Source organism: Aequorivita sinensis (assembly GCF_006346335.1).
Taxonomy (GTDB): Bacteria; Bacteroidota; Bacteroidia; order Flavobacteriales; family Flavobacteriaceae; genus Aequorivita; species Aequorivita sinensis.
The window spans coordinates 543,547-563,211 of record NZ_VDMC01000002.1; the positions used below are offsets into that span (position 1 = coordinate 543,547).

A 19,665-nucleotide genomic window follows, 5' to 3' on the forward strand; every position below is an offset into this window, starting at 1 on the left:
CATAATACCCCCTAAAAATCTATCTTTACAACGTGAAAGTAGCCGTAGTCATCTTAAATTGGAATGGAAAGAGTTTATTACAAAAATTTCTTCCATCAGTTGTAGCATTTTCAAAGGAAGCAACCATTTATGTAGCAGATAATGCCTCTTCTGACAACTCGATTAAATACGTTTCAGAAAATTTTCCTACGGTTAAAATCATTCAGAACAGTGTAAATGGTGGCTATGCTAAAGGCTATAATGATGCTTTAAAAACACTTTCAGAGGATATTTTTGTTCTTCTTAATAGCGATGTTGAAGTAACGGAGAATTGGTTACAACCTATCGTTTCACAATTTGAAAGCAATCCTTCAATCGTTGCTGCGCAGCCAAAAATTTTAGACTATAAAAATAAAGCGTATTTTGAATATGCTGGTGCTGCCGGCGGCTTTATAGATAAGTATGCATATCCTTATTGTCGCGGACGTATTTTCAACACTTTGGAAAAAGATAGCGGTCAATACAACGATACTGCTACAATTTTTTGGGCTTCTGGGGCTTGTCTTTTTGTTAGGTCTGCTGCTTTTTGGAATGCAGGAGGTCTCGATGAAGATTACTTTGCACATCAAGAAGAAATTGATCTTTGTTGGCGTTTAAATTCTAAAGGAGGAAAGGTAGTGTACATAGGAGCATCGAAAGTATATCACGTAGGTGGTGCAACATTGGATGCTATAAATCCTAAAAAAACTTTTTATAACTTCCGTAATTCACTTTTAAACTTATTAAAGAATGTAAAAGGCTCAGAAGTTATTTTAACGATTTTAGTGCGTTTTATATTAGATGGTGTTGCAGGTATACAATTTTTATTGAAAGGAAAACCCAAACATTGTATGGCAATTGTAAAAGCTCACTTTAGTTTTTATGGCTTACTTCCTAAATTTATTAAAAAACGTAGAGAATATGCTTCAAATTTTGAATATTTCGAAACAAAATCTATTGTTTATCAATACTTTATAAAAAAAAGACGAAATTTCGAGAAACATTAACCTAAAGTATTGTTAATCGTTTCTTCCTAGAGCGCTATTTTAATATTTTTGTTCTTGATTAAATTTTAAAACAACAATCTAAACATAATACCTACAAACTATGAAGAAACTATTGATTTTAGCAATGTGTTCAGGTTTAGTATTCACTTCTTGTGTTTCAAAAAAGAAGTACACTGAGCTTGAAGCAAAACAAAAAAATACTCAAGATCTTTTAAACACTGCAACAGTTAAACTTAATGACTGTCTTGCAGAAAGAGCAGCTTTAAATGCTCGTGCAAAACAACTTGAAGAAAGATTGGCTGATATGAGACAAACTAATGCTGATCTTATCCAAAGTTCAAAAGAGCTTACAATGTTAACTTCAAAAGGAGCTACCAACCTTGAAAAGTCTTTAGAGAGTTTAAAAGAAAAAGATCTTAAAATTAGCCGTCTTCAAGATGCACTTAACAAGAAAGATAGTGTAACGCTTGCACTTGTTACAAGTCTTAAGAAAGAAGTTGGTATAAACGATCCAGACATTGAAGTAAATGTTGAAAAGGGTGTAGTTTATATTTCACTATCAGACAAAGTAATCTTTAGAAGTGGAAGCTACGATATTTCTGCTAGAGCTACTGAAATTTTAGGTAAAGTTGCAAAAGTAATCAACGGCAAGCCTAATTTTGAAGCTATGGTTGAAGGACATACAGACAACGTGCCTTATAGAAAAAGAGGTGATTTAATAGACAACTGGGATTTAAGTGTGAAGCGAGCTACAGCTATCGTTAGAGAGCTTCAAAAACTTGGAGTTGAACCAGGACGTTTAGTTGCTGCAGGTCGTTCAGAATACGTTCCTTTAGTTCCTAATACAACTGCTGAAAACAGAGCTACAAACAGACGTACTCGTATTTTAGTACTTCCTAAGATCGATCAATTCTACGATATGATTGAAAAAGAAATGAAAAACCTTGAGGCTTCTGGAAGTTAATCTTTCTGAAAACCTTTAAAACTAAACCCAGCCATAACAGGCTGGGTTTTTTGTTTTTTTTATAATTGGAAATCCTCCTCGATATTTTGTATCTTGTATAGTGCTAATTAATTAAAGAGAAATGCTATGGAAGATTTTACCACAACTTGGACTCACGAAGAGCTTAAAGGGTATATACTACTCTACTGTGCTCATGCAGATTTTAGTGTTTCTAAAGAAGAAAAGGAATATATAAAATCTAGAGTTGGAGATAAGAAGTTTGAAAAAATTCGAAAAGAATTTGAAAACGATAACGATTACCAGCAAATCCAAAAGATACATACCACTATTGAACGTTTTAATTATTCAAAAGAGGAAATTGATGAAGCCTTTAGAAGTATTAAACAATTATTTTTAGTAGATGGTGAAATGGATATACTAGAACAAAATATTTATCGTGGGTTAAAGCAGTTGTTACAAAAATAACAAGTGTTTCAAGAAAGATAAATTATTTAAAGTTCAAGACTACCCTTCCCTTCACGAATAACTTCTGGCTCGTCACCGGTAAGATCAATTACTGTAGATGCAATATTACCACCATAACCGCCATCAATAACTAAATCGACTAAGTTACCCCATTTCTCTAATATAAGTTCAGGATCGGTTGTGTATTCTATCACCTCATCCTCATCTTTTATAGATGTAGAAATAATAGGGTTACCGAGTTCATGAACTATTGCCTGAGTAATAGCGTTATCCGGCACGCGAATTCCCACTTCCTTTTTCTTTTTAAACACGGTAGGAAGGTTGTTATTACCAGGTAAAATGAAGGTATAAGGACCAGGTAAATTTCTCTTAAGCAACTTAAATGTAGAAGTATCAATCTGTTTTACATAATCACTAAGATTACTCAAATCCTCACATACGAATGAAAAGTTAGCCTTTTCAAGTTTTACCCCTCTTAGCTGAGCCACCCTTTCCATTGCTCTGGTATTTTTTATATCGCAACCAAGCGCGTAAACAGTATCACTAGGATATATAATAACACCACCATCGCGAAGAATTTTTACAACGCGTTTAATTTCCTTAGGATTCGGATTCTCTTCGTAAATTTTAATGAATTCAGCCATAGCGCGGTATTTTAATTTAAATATAATCCAATTTTAAAGAAATAACAACTAATCGAGTGTTGACTTAACATAAAGATAAAATAATTACGTTATAGAAAACAACAAACTTAATTTTATGAAAAAGAACTTTTTCTTTTTACTGTTTTCTTTACTTCTACTAGCCATTTTTTCCTGTTCTAAAGACAATGATAACAACCCTGAACTATCACAAGATGAGCAAGTTTTATTAAATGTATCTTATGGTAACCATACACAACAAAAATACGATCTTTATCTACCAGCAAATCGTTCGGAAGATAAAACAAAAGTAATTGTTTTGGTTCACGGTGGCGGTTGGGTTGAAGGAGATAAAGCAGATATGGATTTCTTGATTCCGCAGATAAAGCAACGACATCCAAATCACGCAATAGTAAATATTAATTATGTGTTGGCTGATATCAACACTCCTGCGTTTCCAAATCAGTTTTTAAACATTGATGAAGTAATAAATAAGTTAACATCGGAAAAGGAAGCATTACAAATATTACCTGAATTTGCACTTATTGGGGCTAGTGCTGGGGCACATATCTCGCTTATGTACGATTATGTTTATGACACAGATAATCAAGTAAAGATGATTGCCGATATCGTAGGACCAACAGATTTTACAGATGAATTTTACAGTTCGAATCCGAATTTCCCATTTCTCTTGGCTGCATTAGTAGATGAAACTGCATACCCTCCTGAAACAAATTACTCAGAAGTATTAAGCCCTGCCTTACAGGTTTCTAACGCCTCTAGTCCTACGCTATTGTTTTATGGAAGTACAGACACACTTGTACCCTTATTAAACGGTGAAACCTTAAACACTGCATTAAATATTGCAGAAATAGACCATAACTTTACCGTCTATAACGGTGGCCATGGCGATTGGGCGCAAAGTGACATTGAAAATATGATTGAACAAATAAGCAGCTACATAAATACTTACCTCAAGGTTTCAGAATAATTAATCTAAAACCTTAAGCTTGGCAAAGCGTAAAAGTAGTTTTTTAAGGCCTCCATTATCAAAGTTTATTTCGGCTTTAGTATCGGCACCAACACCTTCAATTTTTAAGATTTTCCCTTTTCCAAAACGAACGTGCTCCACCATAGTTCCAATACTTAGGTTTGCATCTTCTGCGCTAAAATTTTTATTTGTATCACTTGTAACAGGCTTTAGCCTACGTAATTTTCGTAGTTGTTCTTCTGTAGGACCTGTAGGTGGTTTACCTGCAGTAGGCTTTCTAAGTCGAAGTTTACTATGATCTACCTCATCAAAAATATCTGCATTTAATAGAGGTTTGTATCGATTTTCTGTGATTGGAGTTAAGTATTCCAAATAGCTTTCATCAATTTCTTCTATAAATCTACTGGGTTCTGCATCAATCAATTTTCCCCATCGATAGCGGGATTGTGTATAGGTAAGATAAGCTTGTTTTTCGGCTCTTGTTAGCGCTACGTAAAACAAACGTCGTTCTTCTTCTAGTTCGCTACGAGAATTCATATTCATTCCGCTAGGAAATAAATCCTCTTCCATCCCAACGATATAAACATATGGGAATTCTAGTCCTTTCGCCAAATGCACCGTCATAAGTGCTACTCGGTCGTCGTCGCCCTTGTCGTTATCTAAATCAGTAGCTAGGGCTACATCCTCCATAAATTCTGAAAGCGAACCTGTAGCATCGGCAATTTCTTTTTGCTCCTCCACAAAATCACGCATACCGTTTAGCAATTCCTCAATATTTTCAATGCGAGCAATTCCTTCTGGTGTACCGTCTTTCTTTAATTCTTGGTATAAACCTGTTTTTTTAATTACATGCTCGGTAATAGTGAAAGCATCGTAATTGTGGTTTAAAACTTGGAAGCTCTCAATTAAAGCCACAAAGTCTAACAATTTAGATTTTGTTCCAGAATTAATTTTTAAATCGATTTTATCGATGTTTTTCATCACTTCAAAAATCGAACGATTGTAATGGTTTGAAGTAATAATTAAACGATCCATTGTAGTTCCTCCAATTCCTCTAGCAGGATAATTGATTACTCGTTTAAGCGCTTCTTCATCCTTTGGGTTGAGAACTAATCTTAAATACGACAGAACATCTTTGATTTCTTTTCTTTGGTAGAAACTCAATCCGCCATAAATTCTATAAGGAATATCTTTTTTACGTAGAGCATCTTCAATGGCACGGCTCTGAGCGTTTGTTCTATATAAAACTGCAAAATCCCCTTCTTTTAGCTGATGGTTCATTTTGTTTTCGAAAATCGAACTTGCAACAAATCGGCCTTCATCACCATCTGTCATCGTTCGATTTACTAGAATTTTATTTCCTTCTACATTATCTGTCCAAACTTCTTTATCTAGACGGGTTTTGTTTTTTTCAATTACACTATTGGCAGCGTTTACTATATTTTTTGTAGAACGATAGTTTTGCTCTAGTCGATATACTTTTACGTCGTCATAATCTTTCTGGAAATTAAGAATATTGTTGATGTTCGCGCCACGGAATGCATAAATACTCTGTGCGTCATCCCCTACTACGCAAATGTTTTGGAATTTATCTGAAAGCGCTCTAACAATTAAATACTGGCTGTGGTTTGTATCTTGATACTCATCTACAAGTATGTAGCGAAATCGGTTTTGATATTTAGCTAATACATCTGGAAAGCGGGTTAACAGCTCATTTGTTTTAAGCAATAAATCGTCAAAATCCATTGCTCCTGCTTTAAAGCATTTATCAACGTATGATTTATAAATATCTCCCAGTCGAGGCATTTTAGCCATAGCATCAGCCTCCATTAATTCTGGATTATTGAAGTAGGCCTTTACCGTAATCAGACTGTTTTTATAAGAAGAGATACGTGAGTAAACTTGTTTGTACTTATAGACATCCTTATCCAAACTCATTTCTTTAATCACAGATCGAATCACACTTTGTGAGTCTTGTGTGTCATAAATTGTGAAGTTTGAAGGGTAGCCAAGTTTATCAGCTTCAAAACGAAGAATTTTTGCGAATATACTATGGAAAGTTCCCATCCACAGATTTTTAGCTTCACTACTTCCAACAATACTAGAAATACGGCCTTTCATCTCGCGAGCGGCCTTATTGGTAAACGTTAGTGCTAATATATTGAATGGATCAACTCCCTGCGACATCAAATACGCAATTCGAAATGTAAGCACTCGAGTTTTTCCAGATCCAGCACCTGCTATTACAATCATCGCTCCGTCTTTTTGCAGTACTGGCGCACGTTGAGCATCATTAAGTTGTTCTAAATACTTTTCCAAAATTTTGCTTTTTTTCAAAGTGTGAAATTAGCCATTATAAGCTTTTTAAACCCGAAATTATCAGTCAAATTATAAACAAAAAAAAGTCACCCCTTGAGGAAGGCCCTTAGTTCGTGATTAATATATATTTCTAGAGAAATACTAGTGTAACTTTCAGTATTCCTAATTACCTATTATTTTTTTGGTTTTAAAAGCGGTAAAGCTTTCTCTTGCCAATCTCCGTTTGGCAGTTGCTCAGCATATTGATAGTTGGCAGCTTCAACAAAATAAGGGTTAAATTCGTAGGATAAGAGTTCAACTTTAGTTGTTCCAGATTTAAATTCAGTTATGGTTTGATTTTTACCAAATACTCCTACAAAGTCTAAAGAAGAGTACGGCAGCGATATATCACCTTCTAATTTATTAAATCCATATACCTGATAAAAATTAATGGGAATCATATTCGTGATAAATGTAGACTGCTTCCCTTTCATTTTAGTAAACTCCCATTTATACTCTTCTGAAATAATTTCTTTTCCATCTATTTTAGAGTATTCATTTAGTACTTTTTTCTTTCCTGTAGGAATCAGCTTTACATATTGGTCTGAAATTGGATAAGTTTCATTTTCATCATAAAATTCAGGATTGGCAACCCATTCAACAAATTGAGCATCAACCATATCATTGCCGTGACCGTCATTTCCAAAGAAGTAATAATTACCATCAGGGTCACTTATAACGAAATCTATCATTTCATCTTCTGGCACATATAGCAATTGTCCATTTTCGGGATTGTGATACAGCCAAAATTCTTTCGATTCATCTTCATCGGTATATTTATAGATGAAAGCGTGACTAAAGTACAATGTTTTAGAGGGGTCATATTCTAAATGATTTGCTTCTTCAATATATTCTTGAGCTTCAGAATTTGAATTCTGCTCTTCTGCTATTATTTCTTCAGAAGTTACAAATTCAGTTTTACTATTATTTTTCGAATTACAACCTAGCATTAACCCTATGCAAATTGTAAGAGTTATTAATAGATATCTCATAATATTTGTTTTAACAAGTTTAATCAATATTTATAAATTTAAAAAAAGTAAAACCTGAGGCATTTTTATAACATTATATCTCTTGTCAATTTTCATAAAACAATTAAGTTTGTTGTGATTAAAAAAACACTATGAACGAAGCAACACAAATTATAAGTTATTTTGCCTATTTACTCCCTGCTGCTGTAGTAGGTGTTGTGGCATATTATTTTTTTAAAGGACATACTGCCAATGAAGAAGGAAGGCGCAGGTATTTAATTCAAAAGGAAGCTCAAAAGCAGGTGTTACCGCTTCGTTTACAAGCTTACGAACGCCTTACTTTATTTTTAGAGCGTATAGATTTAAATAAGTTGCTGGTACGTGTAAAACCATTTTCGGATGCTAAGGATGAATATGAGAAGCTATTAGTGCGAAATATTGAGCAGGAATTTGACCATAACTTAACGCAGCAAGTTTACGTAAGTGTTGAATGCTGGAATGTTGTAAAAGCGGCTAAAAACGCTACTATAAACATTATTAGACAAGGAAATATGCACGTGAAGGATGGGGATGTGGATAAAATGAGAGAATATTTATTACAACAATTTATGGAAGAGGTTTCTCCTTCACAAAAAGCAATGGGATACGTTAAAAAAGAAGTGTCTGAACTATTTTAAGGTGTAAATAGATTGTGGTGAATTGCAAAAAGCACAAGACCTATTCTATTCTTAATTCCTAACTTTCTATACAGAGAATCTCGATACCCTTCTACTGTTTTGTAACTGCAACACATAATATCTGCAATTTCTCTATAGTTCATTTCGGTACAAGCTAATTTTATAAACTCCAGTTCTCTATCTTTAATTTCAGTTCTTACGTCATTTTCTAGTGAACCTGTAAGGATTTTAGAAACGTTATTTGTGTAGTAGCTTCCTTCTTCAATTACTTTTGTTAAAGCTTCTTCAAGGATTTCTTTTTTGGTGTCTTTTAGTAGATATCCACGCGCACCAGCACGCAACATTTTTAATATAGTATATTCATCTTCTTCAATAGAAAGCGCTAGAACTTTTAGATTAGGATATTCCCTATTAATAATTTCTGTGGTTTCAATACCATTCAAAATAGGCATTTTAATATCCATCAAAACTATATCTGGGATATTATTCGGCTCTTTTAGTTTATCCAATAATTCCTGCCCATTTTTACATAAGTAAAGCACATCAAACTTCTCAAACCCCTGAACCATTCCTCCTATGGCTTGAGAAAGCAAATAATGATCATCTACTACTACAACCGAATACTTCATAAATTTTGGAATTAAGAATTACACTTATAAACTTAAATTATGTAAAGTTATAATTTAAATGCAAAGTAGTCCCTTGTTCTCTTTCCGAATTAATAGATAAAGTTGAATTAATAAGTTTAGCACGAGTTTTCATGTTTTTTAGACCGATACCTAAAAACACATCGTTATCATCAAACCCAATACCGTCGTCTTTTGCACAAATTGTCAATTGGCTATCTGTATAATCGAGCGTTACTGTTAAGTTAGAAGCCTTAGAATGTTTAATGGTGTTCGAGAAGAATTCTTGTAGTATTCTAAATAAGATAACTTGTATGTTACTTTCTAAAGGAACGACTGCTCCATTTACTTCTAAAGTTGAAGTTATGAATTTCAATCTATTAAATCGTTCTATTTCAAGAGTAATAGCTTCTACTAAACTCAAGCTTTTTAACGCTTCCGGGTTTATCAATTTGGAAAGCGATCTAAGTTCGTCAATTCCTTGGCCAATGGTATCGGAGACCTCTGGCAATAACTCAGGTTTATCTACAGCTAACTGAGATTGTATTTTGGCTAAGGTCATTAGTTGGCCAATGTTGTCGTGTAATTCCCAGCTAATGTTTCTTAATGTTTCTTCTCGCATTTCAATTTGCGACTCAGCTAATTCGCGCTCAAATGACTTTTTTGCTTCTTCTTGTTCTTTAAGTAATTTATTTTTTCTGTTCGAGAACACACTAAAAAGCACAATAACTATGATAACCAAAGTCACAGGTATCGCAATTGCCATTAGTACGATTATCTCTTTTTCATCCATATAAATCCGATAAGAAAAAACAAATACATCACAATAATAAGTGAAAACTGAATGATAAGTAAGATTAAATAAAATTTTGTAAGGTCAAAAAACAATGTTCTCATAATTTTTATAGGAAGATATCCTATATAAAACAAAAACAAGCCTACGCTTACCCAAAATAGCAAATCGTTTTTGATTACTAAAACTAATGAAGATTGTAAAACGCTTATATAGTATAGAATTATACAGAAAATCAATACTCCTGCACCAACTATATAGGAGGCAATAAACGAATAATTGAAAATATCCACTAATAGTATATCTCGAAGATAAGATATCCAAAATAAAACTATCCCCACCTTTATATATTTCTTAAAATGCGCTTCTTCGATAGCTTTTAGAAACACATAATGAAATAAGGTGAAGTAAAAAAAGTAATAAATATTGAAGATTATCAAATTCGATGTACCGATAAAATCTCTGATATACCCCCCTAAAAACTCCGTAATTACTGTAAATAACAAAATTAGCGGAAAATATTTTAGAGGAGAATCTTTATAAAGCGGAAAACGAATTAAAGAGATGACAAATACAACCAGGTATAAAGTCAAGAATATATATTCAAGGGGTTTTACTACTGCCTCCACAAATCTTAAATTATATTAGTTATTGTCTCCAAAGTCGTTGGAACCAAGTATTGGTGGGGGCATTATTGTTCCGTCATTAAGTATTAAACTTGTGGTATTAACTTGAAGTGTAGTAGTATTTGAAGATAAAAAACCAGCTTCATTCACTACTTCATTTTTATCATTATTACCGCCATCCCTTTTTCTGATAGGCACAGCTGTATATTTACCTTCTAATTCTTCTATCGAAAAACCGACGTTTTCTCCATTATGATCCATAGTTGGCACAACGAAAATGCTGTTTTGTCTAGGGTATTTTACGGCATCACCATTTGGATAATTATTGCTATTTGGATAATTAGATAAGTAAAATCGCAAAGTACTTACGTCAATTTTAGCTCTATTAGCTTCGTGTTCTATAAAAGCTATATATTGTTTAATAGTAGCTAGGTCGAATTCTGCATATCGTGTTGCCCCAAATGACTCTGGTGTAGGTTTAATACTGTCTTCGTATTTTTTTATAATTGAAACTCGTCGTTGAGAATAAGAGTCATACATTTCTTGAGCACGTTCTACAGTAATAATATGTCCTTTAGGAGGTCCTTCGTAAGGCGGTTCAGTAGTAGTTGTGCCTTCGTGACAGCTATATAAAGACAAACAAAAAACACAAATTAAGGATAATCGATAATTAAAAATTGATTTCATAATAAATTTGGTTATGGTTATATAAAAAGATGATTTTAATACGATTAGTGAATATAACTCAATTATATTGATTTATAAACAACTAACATTGCATTAACCATAAAAATCGGGGAATACACATAAAGATTAGGGGGTTTCCCCCCATTATATTTTGAAATTTGAAAAGGAAGACTAATTAATGCTTAATTGTCTTTAGTACGGAGCTCACTTAATGCTTCATTTTTGTGATGGGCGTACTCATAGCCGTGTTTCCACCAACTAGCCATTTTGTCTTTTTCGAAAATTAAGGAATTAGTTGTTAGCACAGTAGGCGTGTAATAAATATTAATAATCACCCCTTTATTAGCGGCTACAAACTTCCCTATACGGATGTTTTGTTTTTCAATTCTATCGGCCATAAAAGTGTGCATGTTGGTAAGAAGCGAAAAAACATTCTTTGAAGGTAATCGGTTATAGTAGGTCACCTCGGTTTCAAGAATTATAACATCTATAGTTTTAGCACCTCGATTTATAGCTTCTTCAATAGGCACCATACTCCCAAAGCCACCATCTGCATATTCACAGCCATTCTTTTTCACAAGACTCATAAAAGGTGTGAAGTTTGACGAAATCCAAATCCAATCTAAAAAATCTTTGTAATCAAAATCGGATATAGACTTATATTCAACCTGATTAAGTGAAAGGTTGGAAACGGTAACAACCACATCTTTAGATGAAGCTTTCAATATGTCAAACTCATCTTCGGTAAAAGTCTTTTCAATAAGTTTACGCAGATTTAAACTTTCTCCAAAGGTTTTCTTTCCTTTTATAAAATTTTTTAAAACCGTGTAATGATCTATAGCTATCTGCTTCCCTCCTAGCTTGTCTTTTTTTATAATAAACGGGCAACTATTGAAGATGCTATTTTGATTAACAGAGGTAAAAACATCTCTAATTTTATCTACTTTATCTAATGCTAAATGTGAAATTAGTAGGCTACCGGTAGAGGTTCCGACAAAAAGATCGTATTCTTCGTGAAGTTCGTCCATAAGGTATTGTGCAACACCTCCAGCAAATGCTCCTTTACTTCCTCCTCCCGAAATAACTAATGCTCTCATTTTATATCTTTAATGTTTTCAAGTATTCAGCAGCTTCTTTCGAGATATTTGCTTCTATACTTTTTAATTCGTTATTAAACGATTTGCTTTCCACTACAGATTTCATCAATATTTTAGAAGATTTTGAAAAGCGCCAAGTCGGATGAACACAAGCTTCAGCCAAATTTTTGAGCGTTGCAATATCCCAAAGTTGTAATTCATTAATATATTCAAACGCTTTTTCGCGAATTTCAAAACTATAGACTGAAGCACTATAGCTCTTCAACTCATTCAAATAATTAACCTTTTTAGAAGTATTATATCCTTCCGTTATTAATGCTAAAGCTAGCCATAATTGCTTTACATTTTTATTCTGAAATCCAACTACGCCTTTCGTTCTATTCAAATATTCTTCTCTTTTTTCTGGAAACTGCATCCATAATTGATATAAAGCAGCTTCTTTGGTTACATAAGAATCATCATTTAAAAGTCCTTCATACTCTTTTTGAAGTTCATTTGGAATTGTTTGTAACGATAGTGCAATTGCTTGTCTTACGTAAATGTTATTGCTTTCAAAAGCTCTCTTATAAAGTTGAACCGTTTCCGAAATTGGTTCATCCATCAGCTGATAGACAGCTTCTTGCCCAATAAAATCGTTTGGAAAAGTAAGTGCGGTTCTCAACTGATTTCTTTTCTCTGAAAAAGGCATCACTCGTAACGCAGAAACTTCAAAGTACTTTTTAATAAAAGGAGACTTAAGTAAAGCTTGGTAAGCATCTTCACTTTGAAAAGCTGTTTGTTGCAGCCAGTCCGCTTCGAATGCCGTAATATCAACATCAGAAACCATTTTCACTTCTTTTAAAAAATCTTCGGTAACTACATTTTTGAATTTATGCTTTTTGAGATAGTTTTTTACGGCAAGTCTAAATGGTTCATCCCCTATTCGTTCGCGTAAAATATGCAATGCCCACGCACCTTTTTGATAAAAAGTAAGTGAACTTGCCTTAGGGTTTAATAGCGATTCTCCCTTACCTTCATCACTCATTGCTTTTAATTGCTCGGCAGTTTGATACAATTGCCAGTAATAATAATCTTCCCCAAAAACATCTCTTTCTGCTAACAGCGAGTAATAAGTTGCAAAACCTTCCTGCAACCAATGATGCTTTTCTGCCGTTGCGGTAACCAAGTTTCCAAACCATTGGTGGGCCAATTCGTGAGCGTTAACGTTTACGTAATTTCTATCGGTAAACCCCATTTCATCAACAATAAATGCTTCTGAAAAAAATGTAGCAGTGGTATTTTCCATGCCCGCATATAAAAAATCACGTACGGGAACTTGCTTGTAATTTTGCCAAGGGTATCGCACCCCTATTTCATTTTCAAGAAAGTCGAATATTTTTTTGCTATACCGATATGTGGGTTCAACTTTTATAGAGTCGGTCGGTTTATAGTACAGTTCAATTGGAACTCCAGAATCTGAAACTAGCTCGATCTTATTGTAATCTCCAATTGCTAAAGCTACTAAATAGCTAGACATTGGCTCTTTCATATCAAACCTCCAGCTATTTAGCTTTTCTGAATTATCAAATTCTATTAATCTCCCATTTGCAATTACAGTTTTGTTTTTAGGAGCTTTAATTTTTAAATCGAATTCAATCTTTTCGTTTACATCGTCTATACTGGGCAACCAATGCGAAGTGTATTTCCCTTGACCTTGTGTCCAAATCTCATTCCCAAAAAAATAAAGAGTTTGTTTTGGTTTCATCTCATAATGAAAATCTGCTATGTAAGTATTTCCTTTTTTGAAATTACCAACAAACCAAACTTTCTTCTCATTAGACGCAATTTTAAATTCTTCAGTTACAACCTCATTAATTTGAATATTTACAGCATCCATAAAAATGGAATCTGTTGCTTTTAAAGCATTAAACGTCGCAGTAAATTTCCCCGATACTTTTTTGGTAACAGCATCGGCTTCAATTAAAGCATCAATCTTCAAAAAATCCACTACATCGGTCTGCTGTGCTTGCAACCTAAAGGTAGCTGCAATCACAAAAAATAGTAAAAACAAAAATCTTTGTGAGAAATTGGTGGTGTTAAAATTCAAAAAATAAAGCATAAAAAAAGGTTATTCTTGATATTCAAAAATAACCTTTTTAAAAGTCTGAGAATTAAAATTCTATTCTAAAATAATTCTTTTCACTCCTGTTCCGTAACTATTTTCAAGATTTATGAAATAAACTCCACTCGAAAGACTAGTAACATCAAACGTAAAGTTTTTAAGTTCTGCAAGAGTATTAAAGTAATACGCTTTTACTGTTTTCCCTTCTATTGTATTTACCGTTAATCTTGTAGTAGATTCTGGGTAAGAGGTATTAATTTGAAATACACCTTTAGATGGGTTCGGATAAACACTCACATCGTAAATCTGAGTATTATCTACAGCATTGATTCCTAAAGTATTTCCATAAACCATCGGGTGGTTACTCTTATTTATAATATGGGTATCTACGTAGTAATGTGGATTATACCCATCGTTACAATCTGCGCAAGTTTGCCCTGAAACACAGTTTGGATTGTTAGGATGGCAGTAATCTTGATATGTAGGATGGAAACGGTAATCCAAATTGAAAGAACTACCAATATAAGAAGTTAAATCATAAATATCTGGTGGTGCAATAGCTCCTGGACACCATCCAGCACGAGGATAACTCCAAGTTCCTTGTTGACCTGTACAGCCATCAGGGTTTGGGTTACAAGCATTCCAAAGGTTTTGTGTAAAAGTTTGTTCTCCGTTTATATCAAAATAGTGCGTAGCATTAAAAAACTCTGCAGCATTGGAAGTATTGTTTCCTCCCCAACCGTGTCCAGTATTAGAAACTCTTAAATGTGAAGATTGAACTCCTGCAGGAATTTCTACATTAAAAGTCTCTACTGGTTGTAAGTTTGCAGGATCACCAAAAGAATAGGCATCGTCCCACACCTCTACTACATTGCTGTAAGCGTATTGAGGCGTACCTGCTGTATATTCAGCATCTAGAGTAAGTTGCCATCCACCTGTTCCCCAAGTATCAATAAACACACGAATTTCTACTTCACCTTGAAGTAACGACATATAATCTGTAACGTTAAGTTCGTGGTCGCATGCTACACGATACGGAGTAATATATCGAATAAGTTGAATCCAATTACCGTCTGGTGCTTTAATATCTATGTATGCCAATCTATCCCAATCATCACATCCACCAGGAATATTAGGGCACTCTACTTCTAAAACAGCATTTATATCGTTGTAAGCACCTACAAACTGTGGAAAAGTGTGCGTTCCATAGTACCATCTATCATTTTGTCCTGTAAACTCAATTACTACATCTTCTAAGCTTCTTACCACTTGTGAATTTACTGAATTTGTAACAGTAATATTACGAGTTAAGGTTGTTTCTTCACCTTGAGCAGTTTTTGCCGTCATCACTATTTCGTGATTCCCATAACTACTAGGCTCCCATAAATAGTAATAAAATCCAGTTTCTATTTCAGCAGGAAACTCTTCACCATTTATAGTTAAGGTTACTTCAGTAACGCTATCTGGTTCTTCAACCTCAGCATTCAAATAAACAGGATACGCTCTTAACGTAGGCATCTCCAAAGGATAATCTTCCGTAAGCCTCGTAGAAAGCTCTAATGTGGTTTGTGCAAATGCTGAAACCTGCATTGCAATTGCCAAGAGAAATAAAATGTAGAATTTTTTCATTGATTAATTGGTTTTGAGGGAAGATGAAGTACTCAATCATTCTTCCTAGGTTGTTTATGATAATTTCTAGAGTATTTGATTAAATAGATTGTTTAAATTAGCTGAAATATAGCAACAAATATATAATTATAGCTTTCAAAACTTAATTTTAATTTAGTTTTACTCAATAATATCAAGTGAGCTTTATGAATGCAAATTTCTTGCAAACCCCTATAGATTACTTAAAAGGCGTTGGACCTAATCGAGCTACTTTACTTAAAAAGGAGCTAGGGGTTCATACATTTCAGGATTTGCTAAATCTTTTCCCTAATAGATATTTAGACAGAACGCAATACTATAAAATCTCCCAGTTACAACAAACCAATGCTGAAGTACAGATTGTTGGGAAAATTACACATATAAAAACAGTAGAACAAAAACGAGGAAAAAGACTAGTTGCCACTTTTAGAGATGAAACCGGACAAATGGAGTTGGTTTGGTTTAGAGGAGTAAAATGGATTAGAGAGAATATAAAAATCAATGTTCCTTACGTGATCTTTGGTAAAACGAATTTTTTCAATGGGAACTTTTCAATGCCACATCCAGAAATGGAATTGCTCGAAATACACGAAAAAAGTATTCGATCTGCCATGCAACCTGTCTATCCTTCTTCTGAAAAATTAAGTAATAGCGGCATCACAAATAAGGTGATAAACGGACTGATGCAACAGTTGTTTTTAGAGAGTAAAAATGCCTTCTTTGAAACCCTCTCAAAACCCCTTTTAGAACAGTTAAAATTAATGTCAAAAAAGGACGCACTTTTAAACGTGCATTTTCCAAAAAGTCAGGCACATTTAGCACGGGCCCAATATCGATTAAAGTTTGAAGAATTATTCTATATTCAACTTCAATTGGTACGAAAAAATCTTGTACATAAATCTAAAATTAAAGGTTATACTTTTGATAGAATAGGTGAGAATTTCAACACCTTTTTTAACGAACATTTACCCTTCGATTTAACCAATGCTCAGAAGCGAGTTATTAAAGAAATTCGCAACGATTTAGGCAGCAAAGCACAAATGAATCGTCTTTTACAAGGAGATGTAGGTTCTGGGAAGACTATAGTTGCGCTAATGTCAATGTTAATAGCACTTGACAATGGTTTTCAAGCTTGCCTAATGGCTCCAACTGAAATTTTGTCAGTCCAACATTATCAAGGGTTAGTTGAATTATGTAAAGAACTGAACACCAGTATAGAATTGCTTACAGGTTCAACTAAAACTTCAAAGAGAAGAGAAATTCACGAAAAACTTGAAAATGGAGAAATAGACATTTTAATTGGCACCCATGCGCTTCTCGAAAATAAGGTAAAATTTAAAAATTTAGGCCTTGCAATTGTGGATGAACAGCACCGTTTTGGAGTTGAACAGCGAAGCAAATTATGGCATAAAAATGAGTACCCTCCACACATACTTGTGATGACCGCCACCCCTATTCCACGCACCCTTGCAATGAGCGTTTATGGCGACCTAGATATTAGTATAATCGATGAGCTTCCACCCGGTAGAAAAGACATAAAAACTGTCCATCGTTTTGACGCAAATAGACTGAAGGTTTTTCACTTTATAAAAGAGGAAATTTCAAAGGGCAGACAGGTATATATTGTATACCCTTTAATACAAGAAAGTGAGAGCATGGATTACAAGGATTTGATGGACGGATACGAAAGTATTTCTCGTGAGTTTCCTATGCCCGAATATCAAATTTCTATTGTACACGGACAAATGAAACCTGCAGATAAAGATTATGAAATGAACCGTTTTGTTACAGGCGAAACTCAAATCATGGTTGCCACCACTGTTATTGAAGTTGGTGTAAACGTTCCAAATGCCAGTGTAATGATTATTGAAAGCGCTGAACGTTTTGGGCTTTCGCAGTTACACCAATTGAGAGGTCGTGTAGGTCGAGGAGCCGAACAGAGTTACTGCATATTAATGACAGGCCACAAACTCTCTTCCGACGCTAAGACAAGACTCGAAACCATGGTTCGCACCAGCGATGGATTTGAAATAGCCGAAGTAGATTTAAAACTTCGCGGTCCAGGAGATATGATGGGAACACAACAAAGTGGCGTATTAAATCTTCGGATCGCAGATATTGTAAAAGACTCCGAAATTTTAAAAATAGCACGCATTTACGCTTTACAAACACTGAAAGCAGATCCAAATCTCACATCAGATGAAAACAGACCAATTAAAAACACCTATGCTCAACTAGTGAAGTATCGAAATATTTGGAATTATATTTCTTAGCTAAAACTAACCCTTAGTCTTAAATAGATTTAGCTATTTCCGATAAAATCACGAGTAAAAAAGGATTTAAAATAAGAAGTAAAACCCTCTCAATTATACCCTAACAATTAGAATGGCGTTTCTTTATATTCTTTAATTAACATTATTATTACTCAAATTAGGCCTCTTAAAAACAAATATTGATACAACATCTCTATCAATATCAAGCAGATTTTACACGATTTTCATCATATTCTTACCCAATCCAGATTCGTTTATCCAATTTCTTCACCTAAACCCTATAACAATAACCTATTATACAGTAAGATGTAAATCACGAAAAATTATTTTAATAAAACGCAATTTTTTGATAATCAGCTATATAACCCCTTATACGAGTTATTATTCAAGAAATACAATAAAAATAAAATATCTCTAAATAATATCTTAAAAATTTACACATTTACTATTTGTTTATGTATTAATTATGAATACATTTAGTACGATTAAACTAAATATTAAATAACCCTTTAAAAAATCCTTATTATGAAGAAAATTACTTTTTTAGCACTTTTTTCATTTTGTGCAATCGGTTTGAGCCAAGCACAAACTGTAGAATTACCTGCTGCCTATTACAACAATAGCGCAACCACAGTTGGTGAAAACGCAGGTATTGTAAACAATGGCCCGAGAAACACTAATGTTTCGATACCATTTACGGGAACCTATTATAACAATATGGCTCCTAACGGCTTATTATACGATAACGGTCCTTATTGGAATACCGCTGGTAATCCAAACGTGAGTCTTTTAGAATCTGTTACCTTAGGCATGAACACTTTAGGGTCGGGTGCACAATTCGGAAGTGGAAATAGCGTAGCCGATGACGTAATCTTTCCAGAACCAGTAGAAATTACCTCTATAGAAGTATTTGCTTACCAAACAGGCTCTAGCGCTCCATCAATAACTGCTGTTTACTTACAAGTATACGATGGTGATCCAAGTGCTGGAGGAAGTGTAATCTGGGGTGATTTAACCACAAATATTATTGATGAAGCCATTTACGCTGAAGCTAATAGATATTCAGAAACCAATATCGGGGATACATCTAGACAAATTCAAACAGTAATTGCACTTACACCAGGACTTTCTCTTGCAGCTGGAACTTACTGGATAGAATACTCTTTTGAAGGTTCTGGTTCGTCTGGACCTTGGGCTCCACCAATTGCAATTTTAGGAGAAACAACTACTGGAAACGCAATACAATACCAAGCATCAATTAGCAGCTGGGTAGCTCTTGAAGATAGCGGAACATTTACTCCACAAGGATTACCATTTTTAATTTATGGCGATGTTGTTGCAGGCGTAAACGACAATAAGTTAGCTGGATTTAATTTTTCTCCTAACCCAACTTCCGGTTCTCTATCATTAAAATCTTTAAACAATATAGAGTCTGTTTCTATTTTTAACCTTTTAGGTCAAAAAGTAAAAGACGTTAAAATAGGCGCTACTACTTCTGATATTAATATCTCAGATTTAAACTCTGGAACTTACATAATGCAAGTAACTGTAGCAGGTCAAATAGGGACATACAAGGTTATTAAGAACTAAGAAGTTACAACATCTTAAATTTAGAGCCACTCAACATTGAGTGGCTCTTTGTTTTTAATATTGTTATGTTTAATTTAAAGGGTAATTTTGAGGAGAATTACAATTCAATTTTTACGAATTTTATTGGCACTAA

16 protein-coding genes are annotated in these 19,665 nt (G+C 33.9%); 7 read left to right on the top strand and 9 right to left on the bottom strand.

All coding sequences use genetic code 11. The features are described 5' to 3' along the window. Window positions 1–32 precede the first annotated feature (32 nt). The 3 genes from FHP04_RS05490 to FHP04_RS05500 all read left to right on the top strand — a co-directional run bounded on the left by FHP04_RS05490 (window position 33) and on the right by FHP04_RS05500 (window position 2,454). Window positions 33–1,025 (top strand): glycosyltransferase family 2 protein, encoded by a 993-nt coding sequence (locus FHP04_RS05490; RefSeq protein ID WP_139854979.1) that lies wholly within the window; start codon window positions 33–35, stop codon window positions 1,023–1,025. Between the two features lie 100 nt (window positions 1,026–1,125). After that, a complete protein-coding gene (locus tag FHP04_RS05495; protein WP_139854980.1) occupies window positions 1,126–1,989 on the top strand; it encodes an OmpA/MotB family protein in 864 nt (287 codons plus the stop codon). A 126-nt stretch (window positions 1,990–2,115) separates the two neighbouring features. Continuing rightward, entirely contained in the window at window positions 2,116–2,454 is a 339-nt protein-coding gene (locus tag FHP04_RS05500) for a tellurite resistance TerB family protein (protein ID WP_139854981.1), read from the top strand. Between the two features lie 26 nt (window positions 2,455–2,480). On the opposite strand, the gene FHP04_RS05505 is transcribed toward FHP04_RS05500, so the two are convergent. Beyond that, window positions 2,481–3,098 carry an L-threonylcarbamoyladenylate synthase gene (locus FHP04_RS05505; protein WP_139854982.1) on the bottom strand — a complete coding sequence of 206 codons (618 nt, stop codon included), beginning with the start codon at window positions 3,096–3,098 and terminating at the stop codon, window positions 2,481–2,483. Window positions 3,099–3,213: 115 nt separating this feature from the next. Between FHP04_RS05505 and FHP04_RS05510 the strand changes: the two genes are divergently transcribed. Beyond that, window positions 3,214–4,086 (top strand): alpha/beta hydrolase, encoded by an 873-nt coding sequence (locus FHP04_RS05510; RefSeq protein WP_139854983.1) that lies wholly within the window; start codon window positions 3,214–3,216, stop codon window positions 4,084–4,086. On the opposite strand, the gene FHP04_RS05515 is transcribed toward FHP04_RS05510, so the two are convergent. Continuing rightward, window positions 4,087–6,405: an ATP-dependent helicase gene (locus FHP04_RS05515; protein WP_139855033.1), complete on the bottom strand. Its 2,319-nt coding sequence runs from the start codon at window positions 6,403–6,405 to the stop codon at window positions 4,087–4,089. 173 nt (window positions 6,406–6,578) lie between these two features. After that, window positions 6,579–7,436 carry a hypothetical protein gene (locus tag FHP04_RS05520; protein WP_139854984.1) on the bottom strand — a complete coding sequence of 286 codons (858 nt, stop codon included), beginning with the start codon at window positions 7,434–7,436 and terminating at the stop codon, window positions 6,579–6,581. Window positions 7,437–7,567: 131 nt separating this feature from the next. Here FHP04_RS05520 and FHP04_RS05525 point away from each other — a divergent pair, with 131 nt between their 5' ends. Further along, window positions 7,568–8,092, top strand: a complete 525-nt coding sequence (locus tag FHP04_RS05525; RefSeq protein WP_139854985.1) for a DUF7935 family protein — start codon at window positions 7,568–7,570, stop codon at window positions 8,090–8,092. On the opposite strand, the gene FHP04_RS05530 is transcribed toward FHP04_RS05525, so the two are convergent. The 6 genes from FHP04_RS05530 to FHP04_RS05555 all read right to left on the bottom strand — a co-directional run bounded on the left by FHP04_RS05530 (window position 8,089) and on the right by FHP04_RS05555 (window position 15,651). Beyond that, a complete protein-coding gene (locus FHP04_RS05530; protein ID WP_139854986.1) occupies window positions 8,089–8,721 on the bottom strand; it encodes a response regulator transcription factor in 633 nt (210 codons plus the stop codon). The genes FHP04_RS05525 and FHP04_RS05530 overlap by 4 nt on opposite strands. Window positions 8,722–8,758: 37 nt before the next feature. Next, window positions 8,759–9,511, bottom strand: coding sequence for a sensor histidine kinase (locus FHP04_RS05535; protein WP_246051392.1), 753 nt, complete (start codon window positions 9,509–9,511; stop codon window positions 8,759–8,761). A gap of 644 nt (window positions 9,512–10,155) precedes the next feature. Further along, window positions 10,156–10,824 carry a hypothetical protein gene (locus FHP04_RS05540; protein ID WP_139854987.1) on the bottom strand — a complete coding sequence of 223 codons (669 nt, stop codon included), beginning with the start codon at window positions 10,822–10,824 and terminating at the stop codon, window positions 10,156–10,158. Between the two features lie 182 nt (window positions 10,825–11,006). Then, entirely contained in the window at window positions 11,007–11,921 is a 915-nt protein-coding gene (locus FHP04_RS05545) for a patatin-like phospholipase family protein (RefSeq protein WP_139854988.1), read from the bottom strand. Between the two features lies 1 nt (window position 11,922). Further along, window positions 11,923–13,953 (bottom strand): M1 family metallopeptidase, encoded by a 2,031-nt coding sequence (locus FHP04_RS05550; RefSeq protein WP_246051393.1) that lies wholly within the window; start codon window positions 13,951–13,953, stop codon window positions 11,923–11,925. Between the two features lie 126 nt (window positions 13,954–14,079). Next, complete coding sequence (locus tag FHP04_RS05555) at window positions 14,080–15,651, bottom strand: T9SS type A sorting domain-containing protein (protein ID WP_139854990.1); 1,572 nt, start codon at window positions 15,649–15,651, stop codon at window positions 14,080–14,082. Window positions 15,652–15,836: 185 nt separating this feature from the next. On the opposite strand from FHP04_RS05555, the gene recG reads away from it, so the two are divergent. Then, window positions 15,837–17,942, top strand: coding sequence for an ATP-dependent DNA helicase RecG (recG, locus tag FHP04_RS05560; RefSeq protein ID WP_139854991.1), 2,106 nt, complete (start codon window positions 15,837–15,839; stop codon window positions 17,940–17,942). Window positions 17,943–18,467: 525 nt separating this feature from the next. Then, window positions 18,468–19,532 (top strand): T9SS type A sorting domain-containing protein, encoded by a 1,065-nt coding sequence (locus FHP04_RS05565; RefSeq protein WP_139854992.1) that lies wholly within the window; start codon window positions 18,468–18,470, stop codon window positions 19,530–19,532. Window positions 19,533–19,665: the final 133 nt, after the last annotated feature.